This window comes from Microvirga sp. P4_A5 (assembly GCF_056402495.1).
Genome location: NZ_JBFUHH010000012.1, coordinates 29521 through 50982, shown reverse-complemented (window position 1 = coordinate 50982; position 21462 = coordinate 29521). Strand labels below are relative to the sequence as shown.

Here is a 21462-nt window from a genome sequence, read left to right as displayed (position 1 = left end):
TTTCCGGTTGGCGGTCAGAGGAAACTTTGGGGGTCGACGTCGATGGCGACGCGGGTGTTACCACGTGTCTTCGGACAGCGCTCCAGCCATCCGCGCAGATAGGCCTGAAGATCCACGTCCCGCTCGGTCTTCACCAGGAGGCGATAGCGGTATCGGCCACGGATCAGGGCGAGGGGCGCCTCGGCGGGCCCCAGGACCGTGATTCCCTGCCCCGGATCGGCGACTTTCGCCATGGCCCGCGCGTGGACCTCGGCGGCCTCCCGCTCGGTGGCGGACACGATGAGCGACGCCAGCCGGCCGAAGGGCGGCAGCCCGGCCATCTCCCGCACACGGGTTTCCTCCCGGTAGAACCGCTCGGCGTCGCCCGAGACCAGGGCGGCGATCACCGGATGCTCCGGCTGCCAGGTCTGCACGAGCGCCCGACCCGGCTTGTCGCCCCGGCCGGCGCGGCCGGTGACCTGCTGGAGGAGCTGGAAGGTCCGCTCGGCCGCCCGTGGATCACCGGAGGTGAGCCCGATATCCGCATCGAGAACGCCCACGAGCGTCATGAGCGGGAAGTTATGGCCCTTGGCCACGAGCTGGGTGCCGATGACGATGTCGAATTCCCCCGCGGCGATGGCCGCCAGCTCCGAGCGCAGCCGCTCTGTGCCACCGGGAAAGTCGCTCGACAGAACGATTCGGCACTTGTCCGGAAACAATTCGGCAGCCTCTTCGGCGATTCGCTCGACGCCCGGACCGCATGAAACCAGCGAATCGACGGTGCCGCAGGCCACGCAGGCTTGCGGCGTGCGCTCCACATGCCCGCAATGATGGCACACGAGAGAGCGTCGGAATCGGTGCTCCACGAGCCATGCCGAGCAATTCGGGCATTCGTAGCGGTGGGCGCAGGAACGGCAGAGGGTCAGGGGCGCATAGCCGCGGCGATTGAGGAAGAGAAGCGCCTGCTCGCCCCGCCCCAGCGTCTCGTTCATTGCCGCAATCAGGCTCGGCGAGAGCCACTTTCCCTGCGGGATGGCTTCGCGCTTCAGGTCGATGGTTCGGATATGGGGCATCTGCCGCCCGCCGAAGCGTTCGGGCAACTGCACATGCCGGTAGCGCCCGCGCTCCACATTGGTGCGGCTCTCGATGGAGGGGGTGGCAGAGGCGAGAACCACCGCCGCGCTTTCGATCCGTCCGCGCACAACCGCCATGTCGCGCGCATGGTAGTGGACCCCGTCCTCTTGCTTGTAGGCGGCCTCGTGCTCCTCATCGACCACGATCAGCCCGAGATCGGCATAAGGGAGGAACAGGGCCGAACGGGCCCCGGCCACCACCTTCACGTCACCGGCCGCGATGCCCGCATAGATGCGCTCGCGCTTGCGGCCCGTCACGCCCGAATGCCAGGCTGCGGGCTTCGCGCCGAAACGGGCCTCGAACCGGTCGAGAAACTGGGCCGTCAGGGCAATTTCGGGCATGAGGATGAGGGCCTGCCGGCCTTGACGCACCGCTTCCGCGACCGCCTCGAAATAGACTTCCGTCTTCCCCGATCCGGTGACCCCTTCCAGCAGGCTCACCGGCGCGGGATGCTGGCCCATCACCGCGATGAGCGCTTGCGCGGCCGCCCGTTGATCGTCGGAGAGCCCGGTGCTGCTGTGATCGGGATCCGGCGTCTCCGCGGCCCGTTCGGGGCGCAGCGCGACTGTTTCGAGCGCACCTTCATCCACCAGACCGTCGATTACGCCGGCGCTGACGCCGGCCTCATGCGCCAATTGCCGCTTGGGGCGCACAAGCCCGTCGGCCGCAGCCTCCAGGACGCGTTGCCGGGTCGGCGTCATGCGCCGGGGCGGCGGCCCCGCCAGCCGGATCCCCACGCGAACGGCCTCCGGGCGATCGGGATCCGCCAGTTTCAAGCCCATGCCCAGCGCGGAGCCTTTGGGCGCAAGCGTATACCACGCCACCCAATCGAGAAATTTCCGCATTTTCGAGGAGAGCGCGGGCGCTTCGATGGCCCCCGTCACCGGCTTGAAATTGCCCCCCGGGCCGGCGCGGAGCGTCCAGACCACGCCCACCACCTCGCGGGTGCCGAGCGGCACCTGCACTACATCGCCCTCTTTCAGCGAGAGGCCGTCGGGCACGGCGTAGCTATAGGCCGTGTCCAGCGCCAGGGGGATGAGGACATCGGCGATGCGGCTTGTCATTCGGCTCGGGTTAACCTGTCCATGCTATGGTGTCTGCCCTTGCACAAAGCAGGAACATGTCAAGCAGCGATTCGCCTACAGCCCTTAATCTGGCCATGCCGGGTGCGCCCGATACGCGCCAGCAATCCATGCAGTGGCTGACGTCGCTCGCCAAGGAACGCCGGCTGTCGCCCAAGACGGTGGAAGCCTATGGCCGCGACCTGCGGCAGTTTCTCACCTTCCTGACGAACCATCTCGGCGAGCCTCCGAGCGTCAGTGCGATCCTCGCCCTCAAGCCCCTCGACATCCGCGCCTTCCTGTCGGCCCGCCGCATGCAATCGGTGCAGAGCCGGTCGCTCATGCGCCAGCTCGCCTCACTGCGCTCTTTCGCGCGTCATCTCGAACGGGAAGGGCACGGCACCGCCTCCGCATTCGCAGCGATTCGAACCCCCAGGATGGACAAGAGCCTGCCTCGACCGCTCTCAGCCCTGTCGGCAGTGGCTGTGACCGAGACCGATCTGCGCGCCGGCGGAGACCGAAAGCCCTGGATCGTCGCCCGCGACGCCGCCGTCCTGTCGCTGCTCTACGGTTCGGGCCTGCGCATTTCTGAAGCACTCAGTCTGCAAAGGCGCGACGCGCCCATCCACGGAACTGACTCGCTGACGGTCGTCGGCAAGGGGGGCAAGATGCGCAGCGTGCCGGTCATCGCCCCGATCCAGCGCGCCGTGGAAGAATATCTGCGGCTCTGCCCCTACGCGGTTCCGCCAGAGGGACCACTTTTCGTCGGTGCTCGCGGCGGCGTGCTGTCCCCCCGCATCATCCAGCTCGCGGTGGAGGAGATGCGCGGAATGCTGGGGCTGCCGGACAGTGCGACGCCCCATGCGTTGCGCCATTCGTTCGCCACGCACCTGCTGGCGCGCGGCGGCGATCTCAGAGGCATTCAGGAGTTGCTGGGCCACGCCTCTCTGTCGACGACGCAGCTCTATACGAAGATCGACGCGACCCGTCTGATGGACGCTTTCGACGCGTCTCATCCACGAGCTCGGATTAAGACTTAGGCTGACATTCGCCGGCGAGCCCGTCGTTCCTAGTCCACCGCCTGCGCAAGCAGATGCCTGGCGGCAGGGCCGATTTCGCCTTGGGTCCAATGACGGCGGCAGACCGAGACGTAGCGGCCTTCGCCGCCGATCTCCACCACCTCCCCGGACCGCACGGCCTCGCCGTTGCGATCGAACTTGAGGATCATCGTCGCCTTGCGGCCGCAATGGCAGAGCTGCTTGATCTCGAGGAATTGATCGGCCAGCGCCATCAAGGCCGCGATGGCGTCGCTGAACAACGTGCCGTAGACGTTGTTCTTCAGCCCATAGGCCATGACGGGTATCTTCAGCTCATCGACGATCCACACCAACTGGCGGACCTGTTCGGCGGTCATGAACTGCACTTCGTCGATGAGGATGACCGTCAGCGGCTTCCTGGCATGCTCGTCCGCCACGATGCGGTCGATGGAATCGGAGCGTCGCAGCGGGACCGCGTCGGCTTCGATGCCGATGCGGGATCTCACCTTGCCGGTGCCGAACCGGTCATCCATCACACTCGTGAACAGCAGCACGTTGCCGCCGTTCTCCACATAGTTGTGGCGAACCTGCAGGAGATGCGTGGTCTTGCCCGCATTCATCACCGAGTAGAGGAAGTGAAGCTTCGCCACGATCCGCTCACATATGGATGGCGCGTTTTTCCACCGCGAGCGCCGCTTCCTTGACGGCTTCCGCCAGCGTCGGATGCGCGTGGCACGAGCGCGCGATATCCTCCGACGACCCGCCGAATTCCATTGCCAGAACTGCCTCGTGAATCAGGTTTCCAGCCTCTGCGCCGACGATGTGCACGCCCAGCACCTTGTCGGTGGCGGCATCCGCCAGGACTTTCACGAAGCCGTCGGTCGTGTGGTTCACCTTTGCGCGGCCATTGGCCGTGAAGGGAAACTTGCCCGCGTTATAAGCAACGCCGGCGGCTTTCAGCTCTTCCTCGGTCTTGCCGACGGAGGCTACCTCGGGGAAGGTGTAGACGACGCTCGGGATCACGTCGTAATTCACGTGCCCGGCCTTGCCGGCCAGAATCTCGGCGATCGCCATGCCTTCGTCCTCGGCCTTGTGCGCCAGCATCGGCCCCGTGATCACGTCGCCGATCGCGTAGATTCCCGCGACGTTGGTGGCGAAATGGGGATCCGTCTGGATGCGACCCTTGTTGTCTTTCTGGACGCCGATCTCGTCGAGGCCGAGCCCCTGCGTGTAGGGAACGCGCCCGATGGCCACGAGCACCACGTCGGCTTCGATCGTCTCCGCCGTTCCGCCCGCCGCCGGCTCGAAGGTGAGCGTCGCGCCCTTGCCCTTCTTCTCGACCTTCGTGACTTTCGCGCCGAGCTTGAACGCGATGCCCTGTTTGGTGAGCAAACGCTGGAATTGCTTGGCAACCTCGCCATCCATGCCCGGCAGGATGCGATCGAGGTATTCGACCACCGTCACTTCCGAGCCGAGACGACGCCACACGGAGCCGAGCTCGAGCCCGATGACACCCGCGCCGATCACCACCAGGCGCTTGGGCACGCTTGCGAGTTCGAGCGCGCCGGTGGACGAGACCACAACTTTTTCGTCGATCTCGATGCCCGGCAGACGCGTGACGTCCGAGCCGGTCGCGATGACGATGTTCTTCGTCTCGATGGTCTGTTTCGCGCCGTCCTCAGCCGTGACTTCGACCTTCCCGGCCGCGGCGATGCGCCCGGTGCCGGTGAAGACGTCGACCTTGTTCTTCTTCAGCAGGAACTCGACGCCCTTGGTGTTGCCGTCGACACCCTCCTGCTTGAACGTCTGCATCTTGGCGAGGTCGAGCTTGGGCTCGCCCACGATCACGCCCATGGCGGGAAAATGGGATTTGGCGTCCTCGAAGGAATGCGATGCGTGGAGCAGCGCCTTCGACGGAATGCAACCAATGTTCAGGCAGGTGCCGCCATGGGTCTTGCGCTTCTCGACGACGGCCGTCTTCAGGCCGAGCTGCGCCGCGCGGATGGCGCACACATATCCGCCCGGACCGGTTCCGATAACGATGAGATCGTAAGACATGGGTCGCCCCCTTGGACGTCAGGACCGGGCGATCCCGGCAGGTCAGTCGATGGAATGCCCGGCATCGCGCCGGGCAAGATGGAATTTCGGTTCAGAGGTCGAGAACGAGACGCGCGGGATCTTCGAGCGCCTCCTTGACCCGCACCAGGAAGGTCACCGCATCCTTGCCGTCCACGATCCGGTGATCGTAGGACAACGCCAGATACATCATCGGACGGATCACCACCTGGCCGTTGCGCGCCACCGGCCGCTCCTCGATGCGGTGCATGCCGAGGATGCCCGATTGCGGCGCGTTCAGGATCGGCGTCGACATCAGCGAGCCGTAGATGCCGCCGTTGGTGATGGTGAACGTGCCGCCCTGCATCTCATCGATGGTCAGCTTGCCGTCACGGGCGCGCTTGCCGAAATCCGCAATCTTCTTTTCGATCTGCGCGATGGACATCTGATCGGCGTCGCGCACGACCGGAACAACGAGGCCCTTCTCGGTGCCGACCGCGATGCCGATGTGGTAATAGTTCTTGAAGACGAGGTCTTGTCCGTCGATCTCGGCGTTCACCGCCGGCACGTCCTTCAGCGCCTGGATCACGGCCTTGCCGAAAAACCCCATGAAACCCAGCTTCACGCCGTGCTTCTTCTCGAACACTTCCTTGTACTGACTGCGCAGGCCCATCACGGCGGTCATGTCCACGTCGTTGAACGTGGTCAACATCGCGGCTGTGTTCTGCGCGTCCTTCAGGCGTCGCGCGATCGTCTGGCGCAGCTTGGTCATCTTGACGCGCTCTTCGCGCGACGCGTCATCGGCGGATGAGGGTGCACGGACCTGCATGGGTGCTGCCGGCGCAGGCGCCTGGGCGCCGCCGGTCGCGATCGCCGCCAGCATGTCGCCCTTCGTCACCCGTCCGTCCTTGCCCGAACCGGCAATGCCCGCTGCATCGACGCCGCTCTCGGCGGAAATACGAGCCACGGCCGGGCCGTGATCCTTGGCCGCGCCGGCCGGGGCCGCGGGGGCGGGAGCGGCCGCCTTGGGAGTCTCCGCCTTTGGAGCCTCCGCCTTTGGCGCTTCAGCTTTAGGTGCCGCCGGGGCAGCGGGCGCAGCCGCGGCGCCGCCTTCCGTGATCGAACCGAGCACGGCGCCCGGAGCGACCGTCTCGCCGTCCTTGGCCAGAATGTCGCCGAGGGTGCCGCTTGCCGGTGCGTTCACCTCCAGGGTGACCTTGTCGGTTTCGAGCTCCACGAGGGGCTCGTCGGCTTTCACCGCATCGCCGGGCTTCTTGAACCAGCGGCCGATGGTGGCTTCGGAAACGGACTCGCCGAGGGTGGGTACGCGGATTTCGGTGGCCATGATCGTCTTAACTGTTCGGGGCGAAGGGCCCGTGGAGGGGAGCGGATCTCGCGGACATTAAGCCGCGAAAGCCTCATCGAGGAAAGTCTGCAATTGCAGCAGATGCTTGGACATCAGGCCCGTCGCCGTGGCGGCGGAGGCCGAGCGACCGACGTAACGCGGACGATCGACCTTGGCGCCTGCCGTCTTGAGCACCCATTCGAGATAGGGCTCGACGAAGGTCCAGGACCCCATGTTCTTGGGCTCTTCCTGGCACCACACCACATCGGCCTTCTTGAAACGCGCGATCTCGGCCGCCAGCGATTTCGCCGGGAACGGATAGAGCTGCTCGACGCGCATCAGGTAGACGTCGTCGATGCCGCGCTTCTCGCGCTCCTCGTAGAGATCGTAATAGACCTTGCCGGTGCAGATCACGACGCGGCGGATCTTGTCGTCCTTTACGAGCTTGATCGCCTCGCCGCCCTTCTGGGCGTCGTCCTTCAGAACGCGGTGGAAGGACGTGCCTTCGGCGATGTCGTCGAGGGTCGAGACGCAGCGCTTGTGGCGCAGCAGGCTCTTGGGCGTCATCAGGATGAGGGGCTTGCGGAACTCGCGCTTGAGCTGGCGCCGCAGGATGTGGAAATAATTCGAGGGTGTCGTGCAATAGGCGACCTGCATGTTGTCCTCGGCGCACATCTGCAGCCAGCGCTCGAGACGCGCGGATGAATGCTCCGGGCCCTGTCCCTCGTAGCCGTGCGGCAGGAGGCAGACGAGCCCGGACATGCGCAACCATTTGCGTTCGCCCGACGAAATGAACTGGTCGAACACCACCTGGGCGCCGTTGGCGAAATCGCCGAACTGCGCTTCCCAAAGCGTCAGCGCATTCGGTTCGGACAGCGTGTAGCCATACTCGAACCCGAGAACCGCTTCCTCCGACAGCATCGAGTTGATGACTTCGTAGCGCGCCTGGTTTTCCTTGATGTGGTTGAGCGGCGTGTAACGCTCCTCGTTTTCCTGATCGATCAGCACCGAGTGGCGCGACGAGAAGGTGCCGCGCTCCACGTCCTGACCCGACAGGCGGACCCGGTGATTCTCGACCAGCAGCGAGCCGAACGACAAGGCCTCGGCCATGGCCCAATCGATGCCCTGGCCGGTTTCCATCATCTTCTTGCGGTTATCGAGGAAGCGCTGGATGGTGCGGTGGACGTGGAAGCCCTCCGGCACCGTGGTGAGCGCGCTGGCGATCTCCCGAAGTGCTTCGACGGGCAAACCCGTCTGACCACGGCGCGGGTCGTCCGAATCCTCGCGGACGGCCTTGAGGCCGGCCCAGCGACCATCGAGCCAATCGGCCTTGTTGGGCTTGTAGCCTTGGGCGATCTCGAATTCCGCATCGAGCTTGGAACGCCAGGCGTTCTTCATCTCCTCGAACTCGGCCTCGGTGACCGTACCCTCGGCGATGAGCTTCTTCGCGTAGATATCGAGGATCGAGGGATGCGACCTGATCTTCCGGTACATGAGGGGCTGCGTGAAGGCAGGCTCGTCGCCCTCGTTGTGGCCGAACCGACGATAGCAGAACATGTCGACCACGACAGGCTTCTGGAATTTCTGACGGTATTCGGTCGCGACCTTCGCGGCGAAGACCACCGCCTCCGGATCGTCTCCGTTCACGTGGAAGATCGGCGCCTCGACCATCTTGGCGACATCCGACGGATAGGGTGACGAGCGCGAGAATCGCGGATCGGTCGTGAAACCGATCTGATTGTTGATGATGAAGTGGATCGACCCACCGGTCCGGTGACCGCGAAGGCCCGAGAGGCCGAGGCACTCCGCCACGACGCCCTGCCCGGCGAAGGCTGCGTCGCCGTGGATCAGCAGCGGCATCACGGCCGTGCGGTTGTCGGGGGCGCAGCCATGCTGGTCCTGCTTGGCGCGAACCTTGCCCAGCACCACGGGGTCGACGATTTCGAGATGCGACGGGTTCGCGGTGAGCGACAGGTGGACGTTGTTGTCGTCGAACGTCCGGTCGCTCGATGCGCCCAGGTGATATTTCACGTCGCCCGATCCCTCCACATCGTCGGGTGCGAAGGAGCCGCCCTTGAATTCGTGAAAGAGTGCGCGGTGGAGCTTGCCCATCACCTGCGTCAGCACGTTCAGGCGGCCGCGATGGGCCATCCCGAGGACGATTTCCTTGCAGCCCAGATTTCCGCCGCGCTTGATGATCTGCTCGAGCGCCGGGATCAGCGATTCGCTGCCGTCGAGGCCGAAACGCTTGGTGCCTGTGTAGCGCACGTCGAGAAACTTCTCGAAGCCTTCGGCCTCGACGATTTTGTTGAGGATCGCGCGCTTGCCCTCCCGCGTGAAGGTGATTTCCTTGTCCGGGCCTTCGATCCGCTCCTGCAGCCACGCCTTCTCGGCGGGATCGGAGATGTGCATGAACTCCACGCCGAGCGTCTGGCAATAGGTGCGCTCTAGGATCGCGACGATTTCTCGGATGGTGCCGAATTCGAGCCCCAGCACGTTATCGAGGAAGATCTTGCGGTCCCAGTCAGCCTCCGTGAATCCGTAATGCGACGGGTGCAGTTCCTGGTCGTTGGGGCGGGGATTGATCTCAAGCGGATCGAGCTTCGCGTGCAGGTGTCCGCGCACGCGGTAGGCCCGAATGAGCATGATGGCGTGAATGGAATCGCGGGTTGCCTGGAGAACCTCGGCCTGGTCGATAGGACCGCCCTTGGCTTCGGCTTTTGCCTTGATCTTGTCGCCGACGACCTTCTCGACCTGCGCCCAGTTGCCGTCCATGGCGGAGACGAGTTCGCCGTTCGCGGCGATCGGCCAGTTGGGCTTCTTCCAGGACGCGCCACGCGCGCTCTGCTCGACCGCTTGCCGGTCATCGTTCAATGCCGCGAAGAACGCCTGCCACTCCGCATCCACCGAACCGGAGTCCTTCTGGAAGCGTGCATAGAGCTCCTCGATATACGGCGCGTTCGCCCCGTATAGGAAAGCGGTGTTGAGGAACGTTTCGTTGGCGTCCTGGCGTGCCATGGCAATACTCGATCCAAATGAACGAATTGATCGCCCCATGTAGCGCCGGGGCGATCAACGAATGGTTATTGGCCCTTGAGAACCTCGACGAGGGTTTTTCCAAGGCGCGCCGGTGACGGCGACACGCGGATGCCCGCGGCCTCCATGGCGGCGATCTTGTCTTCCGCGCCGCCCTTGCCGCCCGAGATGATCGCGCCCGCATGGCCCATGCGGCGGCCCGGAGGCGCCGTGCGGCCCGCGATGAACCCGACCATCGGCTTCTTGCGGCCCTTCTTGGCCTCCCGGGCGATGAACTCAGCCGCTTCCTCTTCGGCCGATCCGCCGATTTCGCCGATCATCACGATCGACAGTGTCTTGGGATCGGAGAGGAACATGTCGAGCATCTCGATGAATTCCGTGCCCTTGACCGGATCGCCGCCGATGCCGACCGCCGTCGTCTGGCCGAGGCCCTCGTTGGTGGTCTGGAACACGGCCTCATAGGTGAGCGTGCCGGAGCGGGACACGATGCCGACCGAGCCTGGCTTGAAGATGTTGGCCGGCATGATGCCGATCTTCGATTCGCCCGCCGTCACGATACCCGGGCAATTGGGGCCGATAAGTCTGGACTTCGAGCCTTCGAGGGAACGCTTCACGCGCACCATGTCGAGCACCGGAATGCCCTCGGTGATGCAGACGATGAGCGGGATCTCCGCCTGGATCGCCTCGCAGATTGCATCGGCCGCGCCCGGCGGCGGAACGTAGACGACGGAGGCGTCGGCGCCCGTCGCCTCGCGCGCCTCCATGACGGTGTCGAAGACCGGCAGGTTGAGATGCGTCGAGCCGCCCTTGCCGGGCGACGTGCCGCCGACCATCCGGGTGCCGTAGGCAATCGCCTGTTCGGAATGGAAGGTGCCGTTCTTGCCGGTAAAGCCCTGGCAGATGACCTTGGTGTTCTTGTCGATGAGGATGGACATCTGAGCCTCTTACTTTCCGCCGCGGACAGCGGACACGATCTTCTGCGCTGCGTCGTCAAGGTCATCCGCCGGAATCACGTTGAGGCCGGATTCGCGTATGATCTTCTTGCCCTCTTCGACATTCGTGCCTTCGAGGCGAACGACCAGCGGAACCTGCAGCCCGACCGTCTTCACAGCCGCGATCACGCCGCGCGCGATGACGTCGCACTTCATGATGCCGCCGAAGATGTTGACGAGAATGCCTTTCACCTGCGGGTCGGCCGTGATGATCTTGAACGCCGCCGTCACCTTCTCTTCCGAAGCGCCGCCGCCCACATCGAGGAAGTTCGCCGGCTCTTCGCCGTAGAGCTTGATGATGTCGAGGGTCGCCATCGCGAGGCCGGCGCCGTTGACCATGCAGCCGATGGTGCCGTCGAGAGCGATGTAGGCCAGATCAAATTTCGAGGCTTCGATTTCCTTGGCGTCTTCCTCGGTGAGATCGCGCAGGGCGACGATCTCGGGATGCCGGTAGAGCGCATTGGAATCGAACGAGATCTTGGCGTCGAGGCACTTGAGGTGGCCGTCGGCGGTGACGATCAGCGGATTGATCTCGAGCATCTCCATGTCCTTGGAGATAAAGCCGTTATAGAGCTTCGTCACCAGGTCTTCGGCTTCCTTCAAGAGAGGGCCGGTCAGGCCCAGCACTTTCGCGACCAAGCGGCCGTGATGGGGCATGATGCCGGTCGCGGGATCGACCGAGAACGTGTGGATTCTCTCAGGGGTGTCGTGCGCGACCGCCTCGATATCCATGCCGCCTTCGGTCGACACGACGAAGGCGACGCGGCCGGTGGCGCGGTCGACCAACATCGACAGATAGAGCTCGCTCTCGATATCCGAGCCGTCCTCGACGTAGAGGCGGTTGACCTGTTTGCCCGCCTCGCCGGTCTGGATGGTGACCAGCGTGTTTCCGAGCATTTCGCGCGCGAATTGCTTCACCTCGTCGATGGACTTGGCCAAGCGCACGCCGCCCTTTTCGCCCGCCGCCGCTTCCTTGAATTTGCCCTTGCCGCGGCCGCCCGCGTGGATCTGGGACTTGACGACCCACAACGGTCCGCCAAGCTGCTTTGCCGCCGCTTCGGCCTCGTCGGCGGAGAAGATCGCCACGCCCTTCGAGACGGGAAGCCCGAACTCTTTCAGGAGAGCCTTGCCCTGGTATTCATGGATGTTCATGTGTTCGCGCTTTCAATATTGCGAATGGCGAATGGCGAGTAGCGAATGGTGAAGAGAGCCACTCACCATCCGTCCTTAGGCCAGAGCCGGATTGATCTGTTTGCAGGCGTCGATGAGGCCCTGGACGGAAGCCACCGATTTCTCGAACATGGCCTTCTCGTCGCCGGTGAACGATACCTCGACGATACGCTCGACCCCGTTCGCCCCGATGACGATCGGCACGCCCACATACATGTCCTTCACGCCATACTGGCCCGACAGGTGAGCCGCGCAGGGCAGGACCCGCTTCTTGTCGTGGAGGTAGCTTTCAGCCATCGAAATCGCCGATGCGGCCGGTGCGTAGAAGGCCGAGCCGGTCTTGAGGAGGTTGACGATCTCGCCGCCGCCCTTGCGGGTGCGCTCGACCATGGCGTCGAGTTTCTCCTGCGTCGTCCAGCCCATCTTGATGAGGTCCGGAAGCGGAATGCCCGCAACCGTCGAGTAACGCACCAGCGGCACCATGTCGTCGCCATGGCCGCCGAGCACGAAGGCGGTGACGTCCTTGACGGAGACGTTGAATTCTTCGGCGAGGAAATGCCGGAACCGCGCCGAATCGAGCACGCCGGCCATGCCGACGATCTTTTCAGGCTTGAGGCCGGAGAACTTCTGCAGCGCCCACACCATCGCGTCGAGCGGGTTGGTGATGCAGATTACGAAGGCGTCGGGCGCATGCTGCTTGATGCCGTTGCCGACGGCTTCCATGACCTTGAGATTGATCCCGATGAGGTCGTCCCGGCTCATGCCGGGTTTGCGGGGCACGCCCGCGGTCACGATGATCACGTCCGCGCCGGCAATGTCCGCGTAGTCGTTGGCGCCCTTGTACTTGGCGTCGAAGCCGTCGACCGGAGCCGATTCGGCGATGTCGAGGCCCTTGCCCTGGGGAACGCCTTCCGCGATGTCGAACAACACGACGTCGCCCAGTTCCTTCAAGCCGACGAGATGGGCGAGCGTGCCACCGATCTGGCCAGCACCAATGAGCGCAATCTTATGACGGGCCATGGATTGTCCTTGAGTGTTGGAAGGCATTGAGCCAAAAAAACGTGGCGCTGTTTGACTCAGAAATGGGTCACCTTCAAGCCGACAAAAGGGTAAACGGTAGAGTGTTGCCTTCGATGGGCAGCGGCGTTTTCTTGGCGCTTGTCGATTACGTCAATTTCTCCAAACACTTAAAGGAGATATCGACGATCGAAACTTTGTGTTACAAATTTTTGATTTTGTAACAAACTCAAACGTAGCCGTTAGCCAACGTTCTCAGAGTGGCGCGGACAAGCGACCCCAGCCGAAGATCGGCAAGGTCGTCCGGCATGTCGGAATCGAGCCTGATCGTCAGCGGGTTGATGAACCGGAACGTCACATCGGTGACGAAAGTCACCGCGCGGTCGCGATCCCGCGTCTCGAATTTGCCCGTAGCGATCCCTTCATCGACGACGCGCTCGGTCAATTGGCGCATGCGCGTGCGGTGCCGCCGCACGATGGATCGCCGGGTCTCGGTCGCGGTGCAATACACGTCGAAGAGATGCGGATCGTCGCGCAGGAGGTCCCGATGGGTCCGGGCCCAGGCCTGGAGAAGCCGTTCGAGTTTGTCGTCCGCCGGATCGGGAGCATCCGCGATGGCGGCGATCACCGTCTCGACCCGCTTCAGCCATTGCCCCGCCACCGCATCGATGAGGGCCGCCTTAGAGGGAAAATAGCGGTAGACGTTCGCGTGGGTCATGCCGGCCGCGTCCGCGATGCTGACGACGGTGACGTGCCGCGCGCCGAAACGCTTGAGGTGGTCGGACGCGATGGTCAGAAGGCGCGCATCCGCCGGGATCGAGGCATCGAGCAGCCTGTCCGCCGCGTCCCCCCGCGGGCGCTTCATGTCTCGACGAGGCCCGTCGTCTGCCCGGACCCGGTCGAATCCGGCTGTCCATGCGGGAGCGCCAGATAGTCTTCCGACCGCATCTCGATCAGCCGGGACACGGTCCGGTCGAATTCGAAAGCCTCCCGACCAGTATCGGCCTGATAGAGGGCGGTCGCCTCCGCCTCGGCCGAGGCGAGAAGTTTGACGCGCGCGTCGTACAGAGCATCGATGAGTGTGATGAACCGTTTGGCCTCGTTGCGCCGCTCAAAGGTGAGCCGGGGAATGTCCTCCACAATGACCGTGTGGAACCGCTCGGCGATCGCCAGGTAGTCGGACGCGCCCAGCGGCTTCGAGCAGAGGTCGCCGAAACGAAAGTGCGCCACGCCGCCAGCGGCCTCCGGAATTTCGACCGGATGGCCTTTCACCGTCAGAACCATCGGCTTGCCATGGGCGTGGCCGGAAATGCTTCGGAACATCTTGGTGAGCGCATCGTGTGAATGTTGATCCGCCGGGCTGTGGAAGACCATGCCACCCGCCAGTTTCTCGAGGCGGAAATCCGCCCGCGCGTCGAGGCGCACCACCGCCATGCGCTCTTGGAGAAGCGCGATGAACGGCAGGAACAGCGTCCGGTTCAGACCGCCCTCATAGAGCCGCTCGGGCTCCACGTTGGAGGTCGCCACCACGACGACGCCTTGGGCGAAAAGGGCCGTGAACAGGCGCCCGAGGATCATCGCATCGGCGATGTCCGTCACGGTGAACTCGTCGAAGGCGAGGACCCAGGCCTCATCGGCGATGGACGCCGCCACGGGCCCGATCGGATCGTCGCCCTTGACCGTCCCGGCCTTGAGCTGTGTGCGCCATGCGTGAATGCGCTCATGAACATCGGCCATGAAGGCATGAAAATGAACGCGGCGCTTGCGGTGGACCGGGAGCGCCTCGAAGAACAGGTCCATCAACATGGTCTTGCCACGTCCGACCGAGCCCCAGACGTAGAGCCCGCGTGGCGGCGTGGCGTTTCGCTTTCCGAACAACCATCCGAGCGCGCTCGTCTTGCGCGCGAGCCGGTAGCCGCTCAGCCCTTCGGCGAGGGTTTCGAGATGACGCAGGAGCGCGACTTGAGCCGGATCGCGCTCGATGGCGCCCTCGCGGACGAGGGCGTCATAGCGCGCGGAGATGGATTTCGGGGAGATGTGTTTTCGGTCGGTCACGGAGGACCGATTAGCGTCCTGCGCCTCGAAGCGCAAACGCTTACCGGGCCAGCGTCAGGGGCGCGCCGGATTTCGCCAGCACACCGTTCAAAGAACCCGACGAACCTCTCAAGCGGGCCGCGACCGAACCGCCCTGCTGGTAGAGGTAGACCTCGCCGTTTCGGAAATCCCACGCATTGATCTTCGAAAGGTCCTGATTGGCGCATCCGGACGCCGAGGCGCGATAGAGATCAAGGGCCGGCGAGCTCGAGAGCTGAATGCGGCAGGAACCGCCGGACGCGTCCTTGGCCGTCCAGTTGCCCACCATCGCGGTGCGGGTCGTGGCGACGGGCGCGGGCGCCGGAGTCTCCGGCGCGGAGACCGGGGGAAGGCTCGCCATATCGGTTGGCGAGGACGGGGGCGGCAAGGTTCCGCCGATGGGGGGAAGCGGTTGTCCCTCGATGGGCGCGAGCGGTTCTGACGTTACGGGAGCCGAAGGCACCGCCTCGATCGGCTGTTCCATGGTCATGGTCGGGGCAGCGGCGGCGCTCCGCACCGGCTGGCCGCCATAGCCTCCGACGCGGGCCGACGAACAGGCCCCGACAGCCAGAATGGCGCACAGCGCAGCAACGGAGGCGAGAATATGACGGCTCATCGTTCCCTCGATCATAGTCCAGCTTCGTGAAATGGCAGCAATCATGGCTGTGTCAAGCCAAGCCTGTCGCGGAGAAGCTTCAGCGAGGCAGTTTGTTCCGTCGTGGGCCCCAGTCCCACGGCAGGCCACAGCCGCCGATTCTGAATCGCTACAATATTACGAAAACGTTGCCTAGCCCGCGGCCGTTACACGGTCCGCGCCACCATCATCTTCTTGATCTCGGCGATGGCCTTGGCGGGGTTGAGACCTTTGGGGCAGGTATTGGCGCAGTTCATGATCGTATGGCAGCGATAGAGCCTGAATGGATCATGCAGGTTGTCGAGGCGCCCGCCGGTGCCCTCGTCGCGGCTGTCGATGAGCCACCGATAGGCCTGGAGAAGCGCTGCCGGCCCGAGGAAGCGCTCGCCGTTCCACCAATAGCTGGGGCAGGACGTCGTACAGCAGGCGCAGAGAATGCACTCGTAGAGTCCGTCGAGCTTGGAGCGCTCCTCCGGCGTCTGGCGCCATTCCTTCTCGGGTTCCGGCGTGTCCGTCTGCAGCCATGGCTCGATCGAGGCGTGCTGGGCGAAGAAGGTGGTCAGATCCGGCACCAGATCCTTGAGGACCGGCATGTGGGGCAGCGGATAGATCTTCACACTCCCGGTCTTGCAATCGTCGATCCCGAGCGTGCAGGCGAGCGTGTTCTCGCCCATGATGTTCATGGCGCAGGAGCCGCAGATGCCTTCGCGGCAGGAGCGGCGGAAGGTGAGCGTCGGATCGACGTTGTTCTTGATCCAGATCAGCGCATCGAGAACCATCGGCCCGCAATCGTCCCGATCGACATAATAGGTATCGATCTTCGGATTGGCCCCGTCATCCGGGTTCCAGCGATAGATGCGGAATTCCTGCACATTGTTCGAATTGGCCGGCTTCGGCCACGACGTGCCTTCGGTGTAGCGCGAATTCTTGGGAAGTTGGAACTGAGCCATCTTGATCCTCTTGTCGACGTGCCGGGCTGACGGTCAGTTGTCAGTACACCCGAGCCTTGGGCTCGATGTACTGGATCTCGTTCGACATGGTGTAGGTATGCACCGGACGGTAATCGATCGCCGTCTTGTGCGAATGATCGTCGAGCCAGACGAGCGTGTGCTTCATCCAGCCTTCGTCGTCGCGGTTCGGGAAGTCCTCGCGGGCATGGGCGCCGCGCGATTCCTCGCGGTTGAGCGCGCCTTCCATCGTGACGACGGCTTGGCCGATGAGGTTGTCGAATTCTAGCGTCTCGAGCAGGTCGCTGTTCCAGATCAGCGACCTGTCCGTGACCTTGATGTCGCCGGCGCCGCTCCAGACCTTGTGGATGAGATCCCGGCCTTCCGCGAGCACCTCGCCGGTGCGGAAAACCGCGCAATTGTTCTGCATGGTCTTCTGCATCTCGAGGCGAAGCTGCGCGGTCGGCGTGCCGCCATTGGCGTGGCGGAACCGATCGAGGCGCGACAAGGCCAGTTCGTCGGCGTTCTTGGGGAGATCCGCATGCTTGTCGTTGGGCGTCAGGATTTCAGCGCAGCGCAAACCGGCCGCTCGGCCGAACACCACGAGATCGATCAGCGAGTTCGAGCCGAGGCGGTTGGCGCCGTGTACAGACACGCAGGCCGCTTCGCCCAGCGCCATCAGGCCCGGCACCACCGTATCGGGGTTGCCGTTCTTCAGCGTCAGCACCTCGCCGTGATAATTCGTCGGGATGCCGCCCATATTGTAATGGACCGTCGGCAGGACGGGGATCGGCTCCTTGGTGACGTCGACGCCCGCGAAGATCTTGGCGCTCTCCGAGATGCCCGGAAGACGCTCGTGCAGGATCTTCGGGTCGAGATGGTCGAGATGCAGGTAGATGTGGTCCTTGTTGCGCCCGACCCCACGGCCCGCGCGGATCTCCATCGTCATGGCGCGCGACACCACATCGCGCGACGCGAGGTCCTTGGCGGATGGCGCGTAGCGCTCCATGAAGCGCTCGCCTTCCGAATTCGTCACATAGCCGCCCTCGCCGCGCGCGCCTTCGGTGATGAGGCAGCCCGCGCCGTAGATGCCGGTGGGATGGAACTGCACGAATTCCATGTCCTGCAGCGGCAGGCCGGCGCGCAGCACCATGGCGTTGCCGTCGCCCGTGCAGGTATGCGCCGAGGTGGCGGAGAAATACGCGCGTCCGTAGCCGCCGGTGGCGAGAATCGTCATCTTGGCGCGAAAGCGATGGATCTGGCCGGTGGTCTGATCGAGCGCCACGACGCCGACGCAGCGTCCCTCCTCGTTCATCATGAGGTCGAGCGCGAAATACTCGATGAAGAAGTTGGTGTTGTTGCGCACCGCCTGCCCGTAGAGGGTATGAAGGATCGCGTGGCCGGTCCGGTCCGCCGCCGCGCAGGTGCGCTGGGCCGTGCCCTTGCCGTAATCGGTGGTCATGCCGCCGAACGGGCGCTGATAGATCTTGCCCTCGTCGGTGCGGGAGAACGGCACGCCCCAATGTTCCAGCTCATAGACGGCGTCCGGGGCGTTCCGGCACAGATATTCGATGGAATCCTGATCGCCCAGCCAATCCGACCCCTTGACGGTGTCGTACATGTGCCAGCGCCAGTCATCCGGCCCCATATTGCCGAGCGAGGCCGAGATGCCGCCCTGCGCCGCAACCGTGTGCGAGCGCGTCGGGAACACTTTCGACACGCAGGCTGTGCGAAGTCCCGCCTGCGAGCAGCCGACCGTGGCGCGAAGCCCGGCGCCGCCGGCACCCACGACCACCACGTCAAAGGTGTGATCGACGATCGTGTAGGCCTTGCCGTTGACGGCAGCCCCGTTGGTTGCTTGGGCCATTTGAGAAAAGCTCCTTAAAGCAGGATTCGGCCGAGGCTGACCTTGAGGATCGCGAACAGGCAGGCGACGGCGATGATCGCCGCATAGAAGGTGTTCGCAATCAGGGCCATGAGCCTCAGGCCCGCGTCATGAACGTAATCTTCGATGATGACCTGCATGCCGAGACGCATGTGCAGGCAAACCGAAATCACCGCCAGTGCCAGGATGATGGCAATCAGCGGGTGGGAAATCAGATCGATCGCCTCCGCGTAGGAACTGCCGGAAAGGGCCGCCACGATGATGACGAACGCGACGATCAACGGGATGTTGGCGATCGCCGTGACCCGCTGCAGCCACCAATGTTCGACACCGTGACCGGAGGCGCCGAGCCCCCGCACGCGAGAGAGCGGAGTCCGCATGGACACTCGATTGTCGGCCATGAACTCTCTCCTTCAGAAAATCAGCGAGGCGACGAACCAGATCGCGATCGTCAGCGCGATCGACGCGATCAGGGTAAAGCGGGCCATGGCCATGCGGGTGCCCGGCCCCATGGCGGTCCCGGTGTCCCACACCAGATGGCGAACGCCGCCCAGCATGTGGTGCATCAGGACCCAGGTGTAGCCGAACAGCACCAGCAATCCGATCGGCGATCCGAAGAACCACTGCACCGCCTCGAAGGCATCGGGTCCCGCCGCCAGCGCCACCAGCCAGATCGCCAAAAGCGCGATGCCGAAATAGAGCCCGGTGCCGGTGACCCGGTGGAAGACCGACATCGCCATCGTCCATGTCCAGCGGTAGACTTGAAGATGCGGTGATAGCGGCCGTTGGGTCACCTTTGCCTCAGCCATGGCATTCGCTCCTGATCGCGCAGTTTGGAAGATTTCGTATCTGAACCACCGCGACGCCGCAATCAGCGTTTGGCGACAGGGATGATAGTGAGTAAACTTCGTCAGTCGCGAAGTCTCTTTCATCTCCGCTCTTGAGGCAATTTTTAATTATTCTTATCTGGCTTCGCGGTTCACGAAGGAAGCCATGCAGTTCGATCTTACCGATCTTCGGCTGTTTCGCCACGTGGTGGAGGCGGGAAGCATTACCCACGGCGCCGAACGGGCCCATCTGGCGTTGGCCGCCGCGAGCACCCGCATCCGCAACATGGAAAAGTCTCTCGGCACACCTCTGCTCCTGCGCGGTCGGCAGGGCGTGGTGACCACTCCGGCGGGACGCACCTTGCTTCAACACGCCCGGACCCTTCTGTCCCAGGCCGAGCGCCTGCGGGAGGACCTCGGCACCTACACGGGCGGGCTTGCCGGGCAGATCCGGATCCTCTCCAACACCAATGCGCTGACGGAGTTTCTGCCCGAGGCCCTGAGCGCCTTTCTGGCCGAACACCCGCAGGTCAGCATCGATCTCGAGGAACGGCTCAGCGACGAGATCGTCGGCCTGATCGCCGAGGGCGTCGGCGATATCGGAATCGTGGCCGGCACCGTCGATACCGGGAGACTCCAGACCTTTCCTTTCCGCAGCGATCGCTTTGTCCTGGTTGTGCCGGTGGGACATGCGCTTGCGGGAACCCCGCGGATCGCATTCGCCGAAGTGCTGGACCACGATTTCGTCGGTCTCGACCGCGCCAGCGCGCTCCAGCGTTTTCTTGCCGACAAGGCGGGGCGCATCGGCAAGCCGCTTCGGCTGCGAGTACAGCTGCGCAGCTTCGATGCGGTCTGCCGCATGGTGGAAGCCGGCGTCGGCCTCGGCATCGTTCCCGAGACCACCGCCCTGCGCGCCACCCGCACCACCGCCATCAAGGCCGTGGCGCTGGAGGATTTCTGGGCTGCGCGGGATCTGACCCTGTGCGTTCGCGCGCTCGCCGAACTGCCACCCTCGGCCCTGCGGCTCGTGGAGCAGCTGCGCAAAGGCGCCTGAAGTCAGCCTGTGACATCCACCGGCGGCATCGGCAGGCCGCGCCGCAGGCAGGCGGCCTCGAGCGTGTTGCGCAGGAGGCACGCGATGGTCATCGGCCCGACGCCGCCCGGCACCGGCGTGATCGCCGATGCGACCTCGGCGGCTTCCGCGTATGCCACGTCGCCCACCAGCCGCGTCCTGCCTTCGCCGGCTTCGGGATAGGCGACCCGGTTGATGCCCACGTCGATCACGACGGCGCCTGGCTTGATCCAGTCCCCCCGCACCATTCCGGGGCGCCCGACCGCCGCCACGAGGATATCCGCCCGGCGGCAGACTTCGGCCAGATCGCGGGTCTTCGAATGGGCGATGGTCACGGTGCAGCTCTGGCTCACGAGAAGCTGCGCCATGGGTTTGCCGACGATATTCGAACGCCCGATCACCACCGCGTCCAGACCGGCGAGATCCGGCCGGACCGAGCGGATGAGCAGAAGGCATCCGAGGGGCGTGCATGAGACGAAGCCGGGCACTCCCGTCATGAGCCGTCCCGCATTGATGGGATGAAAGCCGTCGACGTCCTTGGCGGGGTCGATGGCCTCGATGACCTTTTGGGCATCGACCTGTCGCGGCAAGGGAAGCTGGACCAGGATTCCGTCGACCGCCGGGTCGGCGTTGAGCCTCGCCACCAAATTCAGCACGTCCGCCTCGCTGGCGGCGTCGGGGAGCCGATGCTCGAAGGAGCGCATCCCCACCTCGACGGTCTGGCGCGCTTTGTTCTTGACGTAGACCTGACTTGCCGGATCCTCCCCCACCAGGACCACGGCCAGGCCCGGCGTGACGTCCCTGTTCTTGAGCGCCGCGACCGCTTCGGCAATTCGCGACCGGAGGCCCGCCGCATAGGCTTTTCCATCGATGATCGTGGCGCTCATGATTTCTGTCCTGTCAGGGCGGCGAGTCGCTCGGTCAAATCCTGCGCATCGCCTTCGAGGAAAAAGATCTTCAGGTGCGCCGTCGCTCCCGCCCGCAACCGAACCGCCGAGGGACGGAGCCGCAGGGCCTGGGCAAGAAGCCGCCCGACGGCCTCGTTGGCGGCGCCGTCTTCCGGCACGGCGCGAACTCTCACCTTCAAGACCCGCTCGCAATTCGAGAGCGTCTCGATTCCGTCGATGGCGTCACGCCCCCCACGGGGCGTCACGCGCACCCGAATCTCAAGCCCCTCGGCGCAGGGTCTCCAGGGCAA

19 protein-coding genes are annotated in these 21462 nt (G+C 64.3%); 2 read left to right on the top strand and 17 right to left on the bottom strand.

Features of this window, described 5'->3' with window-relative positions; all coding sequences use genetic code 11:
* Nucleotides 1-14 precede the first annotated feature (14 nt).
* Nucleotides 15-2177, bottom strand: coding sequence for a primosomal protein N' (locus tag AC1DVM_RS06230; protein ID WP_477252930.1), 2163 nt, complete (start codon nt 2175-2177; stop codon nt 15-17).
* Nucleotides 2178-2233: 56 nt separating this feature from the next.
* Between AC1DVM_RS06230 and AC1DVM_RS06225 the strand changes: the two genes are divergently transcribed.
* Nucleotides 2234-3214 (top strand): tyrosine recombinase XerC, encoded by a 981-nt coding sequence (locus AC1DVM_RS06225; protein WP_477252928.1) that lies wholly within the window; start codon nt 2234-2236, stop codon nt 3212-3214.
* 29 nt (nt 3215-3243) lie between these two features.
* Here AC1DVM_RS06225 and AC1DVM_RS06220 read toward each other — a convergent pair whose 3' ends face one another.
* The 14 genes from AC1DVM_RS06220 to sdhC all read right to left on the bottom strand — a co-directional run bounded on the left by AC1DVM_RS06220 (nt 3244) and on the right by sdhC (nt 19174).
* Nucleotides 3244-3861 carry a thymidine kinase gene (locus tag AC1DVM_RS06220; protein ID WP_477252926.1) on the bottom strand — a complete coding sequence of 206 codons (618 nt, stop codon included), beginning with the start codon at nt 3859-3861 and terminating at the stop codon, nt 3244-3246.
* Nucleotides 3862-3868: 7 nt separating this feature from the next.
* Nucleotides 3869-5269, bottom strand: coding sequence for a dihydrolipoyl dehydrogenase (gene lpdA, locus AC1DVM_RS06215; RefSeq protein ID WP_477252924.1), 1401 nt, complete (start codon nt 5267-5269; stop codon nt 3869-3871).
* Between the two features lie 91 nt (nt 5270-5360).
* Entirely contained in the window at nt 5361-6611 is a 1251-nt protein-coding gene (gene odhB, locus AC1DVM_RS06210) for a 2-oxoglutarate dehydrogenase complex dihydrolipoyllysine-residue succinyltransferase (RefSeq protein WP_477252923.1), read from the bottom strand.
* Between the two features lie 57 nt (nt 6612-6668).
* Nucleotides 6669-9629: a 2-oxoglutarate dehydrogenase E1 component gene (locus AC1DVM_RS06205; protein ID WP_477252922.1), complete on the bottom strand. Its 2961-nt coding sequence runs from the start codon at nt 9627-9629 to the stop codon at nt 6669-6671.
* A gap of 65 nt (nt 9630-9694) precedes the next feature.
* Nucleotides 9695-10582 (bottom strand): succinate--CoA ligase subunit alpha, encoded by an 888-nt coding sequence (gene sucD / locus AC1DVM_RS06200; RefSeq protein ID WP_477252920.1) that lies wholly within the window; start codon nt 10580-10582, stop codon nt 9695-9697.
* 9 nt (nt 10583-10591) lie between these two features.
* Nucleotides 10592-11791, bottom strand: a complete 1200-nt coding sequence (gene sucC / locus AC1DVM_RS06195; RefSeq protein WP_477252918.1) for an ADP-forming succinate--CoA ligase subunit beta — start codon at nt 11789-11791, stop codon at nt 10592-10594.
* Nucleotides 11792-11866: 75 nt separating this feature from the next.
* Nucleotides 11867-12829, bottom strand: coding sequence for a malate dehydrogenase (mdh, locus tag AC1DVM_RS06190; RefSeq protein ID WP_477252916.1), 963 nt, complete (start codon nt 12827-12829; stop codon nt 11867-11869).
* A gap of 226 nt (nt 12830-13055) precedes the next feature.
* Nucleotides 13056-13691, bottom strand: coding sequence for a TetR/AcrR family transcriptional regulator (locus AC1DVM_RS06185; protein WP_477252915.1), 636 nt, complete (start codon nt 13689-13691; stop codon nt 13056-13058).
* Complete coding sequence (gene zapE, locus AC1DVM_RS06180) at nt 13688-14881, bottom strand: cell division protein ZapE (protein ID WP_477252913.1); 1194 nt, start codon at nt 14879-14881, stop codon at nt 13688-13690. Before zapE ends, AC1DVM_RS06185 begins: the two co-directional genes overlap by 4 nt.
* Before the next feature lie 40 nt (nt 14882-14921).
* Nucleotides 14922-15515 (bottom strand): AprI/Inh family metalloprotease inhibitor, encoded by a 594-nt coding sequence (locus AC1DVM_RS06175; RefSeq protein ID WP_477252911.1) that lies wholly within the window; start codon nt 15513-15515, stop codon nt 14922-14924.
* Between the two features lie 185 nt (nt 15516-15700).
* Nucleotides 15701-16483, bottom strand: a complete 783-nt coding sequence (locus AC1DVM_RS06170; protein WP_477252909.1) for a succinate dehydrogenase iron-sulfur subunit — start codon at nt 16481-16483, stop codon at nt 15701-15703.
* 40 nt (nt 16484-16523) lie between these two features.
* Nucleotides 16524-18347 (bottom strand): succinate dehydrogenase flavoprotein subunit, encoded by a 1824-nt coding sequence (gene sdhA, locus AC1DVM_RS06165; protein WP_477252907.1) that lies wholly within the window; start codon nt 18345-18347, stop codon nt 16524-16526.
* 14 nt (nt 18348-18361) lie between these two features.
* Entirely contained in the window at nt 18362-18766 is a 405-nt protein-coding gene (sdhD, locus tag AC1DVM_RS06160; protein ID WP_477252905.1) for a succinate dehydrogenase, hydrophobic membrane anchor protein, read from the bottom strand.
* Nucleotides 18767-18778: 12 nt separating this feature from the next.
* The gene (gene sdhC / locus AC1DVM_RS06155; protein ID WP_477252903.1) at nt 18779-19174 is read right to left on the bottom strand and encodes a succinate dehydrogenase, cytochrome b556 subunit; all 396 of its coding nucleotides are present in this window, start codon (nt 19172-19174) and stop codon (nt 18779-18781) included.
* 184 nt (nt 19175-19358) lie between these two features.
* Between sdhC and AC1DVM_RS06150 the strand changes: the two genes are divergently transcribed.
* A complete protein-coding gene (locus tag AC1DVM_RS06150) occupies nt 19359-20246 on the top strand; it encodes a LysR family transcriptional regulator (protein ID WP_477252902.1) in 888 nt (295 codons plus the stop codon).
* Between the two features lie 2 nt (nt 20247-20248).
* Here AC1DVM_RS06150 and folD read toward each other — a convergent pair whose 3' ends face one another.
* Together folD and AC1DVM_RS06140 are read right to left on the bottom strand one after the other, a co-directional pair.
* Nucleotides 20249-21151 (bottom strand): bifunctional methylenetetrahydrofolate dehydrogenase/methenyltetrahydrofolate cyclohydrolase FolD, encoded by a 903-nt coding sequence (gene folD, locus AC1DVM_RS06145; RefSeq protein WP_477252901.1) that lies wholly within the window; start codon nt 21149-21151, stop codon nt 20249-20251.
* Nucleotides 21148-21462: a DUF167 family protein gene (locus AC1DVM_RS06140; protein WP_477252900.1), complete on the bottom strand. Its 315-nt coding sequence runs from the start codon at nt 21460-21462 to the stop codon at nt 21148-21150. Before AC1DVM_RS06140 ends, folD begins: the two co-directional genes overlap by 4 nt.

What these genes read in the sequence shown, in the direction of transcription:
- sdhD (WP_477252905.1), bottom strand. Translation starts at nt 18,766, where the DNA reads ATGGCCGACAATCGAGTGTCCATGCGGACTCCGCTCTCTCGCGTGCGG.
- AC1DVM_RS06185 (WP_477252915.1), bottom strand. Translation starts at nt 13,691, where the DNA reads ATGAAGCGCCCGCGGGGGGACGCGGCGGACAGGCTGCTCGATGCCTCG.
- odhB (WP_477252923.1), bottom strand. Translation starts at nt 6,611, where the DNA reads ATGGCCACCGAAATCCGCGTACCCACCCTCGGCGAGTCCGTTTCCGAA.
- sdhA (WP_477252907.1), bottom strand. Translation starts at nt 18,347, where the DNA reads ATGGCCCAAGCAACCAACGGGGCTGCCGTCAACGGCAAGGCCTACACG.
- AC1DVM_RS06170 (WP_477252909.1), bottom strand. Translation starts at nt 16,483, where the DNA reads ATGGCTCAGTTCCAACTTCCCAAGAATTCGCGCTACACCGAAGGCACG.
- sucD (WP_477252920.1), bottom strand. Translation starts at nt 10,582, where the DNA reads ATGTCCATCCTCATCGACAAGAACACCAAGGTCATCTGCCAGGGCTTT.
- AC1DVM_RS06150 (WP_477252902.1), top strand. Translation starts at nt 19,359, where the DNA reads ATGCAGTTCGATCTTACCGATCTTCGGCTGTTTCGCCACGTGGTGGAG.
- AC1DVM_RS06175 (WP_477252911.1), bottom strand. Translation starts at nt 15,515, where the DNA reads ATGAGCCGTCATATTCTCGCCTCCGTTGCTGCGCTGTGCGCCATTCTG.
- mdh (WP_477252916.1), bottom strand. Translation starts at nt 12,829, where the DNA reads ATGGCCCGTCATAAGATTGCGCTCATTGGTGCTGGCCAGATCGGTGGC.
- lpdA (WP_477252924.1), bottom strand. Translation starts at nt 5,269, where the DNA reads ATGTCTTACGATCTCATCGTTATCGGAACCGGTCCGGGCGGATATGTG.
- AC1DVM_RS06230 (WP_477252930.1), bottom strand. Translation starts at nt 2,177, where the DNA reads ATGACAAGCCGCATCGCCGATGTCCTCATCCCCCTGGCGCTGGACACG.
- AC1DVM_RS06205 (WP_477252922.1), bottom strand. Translation starts at nt 9,629, where the DNA reads ATGGCACGCCAGGACGCCAACGAAACGTTCCTCAACACCGCTTTCCTA.
- sdhC (WP_477252903.1), bottom strand. Translation starts at nt 19,174, where the DNA reads ATGGCTGAGGCAAAGGTGACCCAACGGCCGCTATCACCGCATCTTCAA.
- folD (WP_477252901.1), bottom strand. Translation starts at nt 21,151, where the DNA reads ATGAGCGCCACGATCATCGATGGAAAAGCCTATGCGGCGGGCCTCCGG.
- sucC (WP_477252918.1), bottom strand. Translation starts at nt 11,791, where the DNA reads ATGAACATCCATGAATACCAGGGCAAGGCTCTCCTGAAAGAGTTCGGG.
- AC1DVM_RS06225 (WP_477252928.1), top strand. Translation starts at nt 2,234, where the DNA reads ATGTCAAGCAGCGATTCGCCTACAGCCCTTAATCTGGCCATGCCGGGT.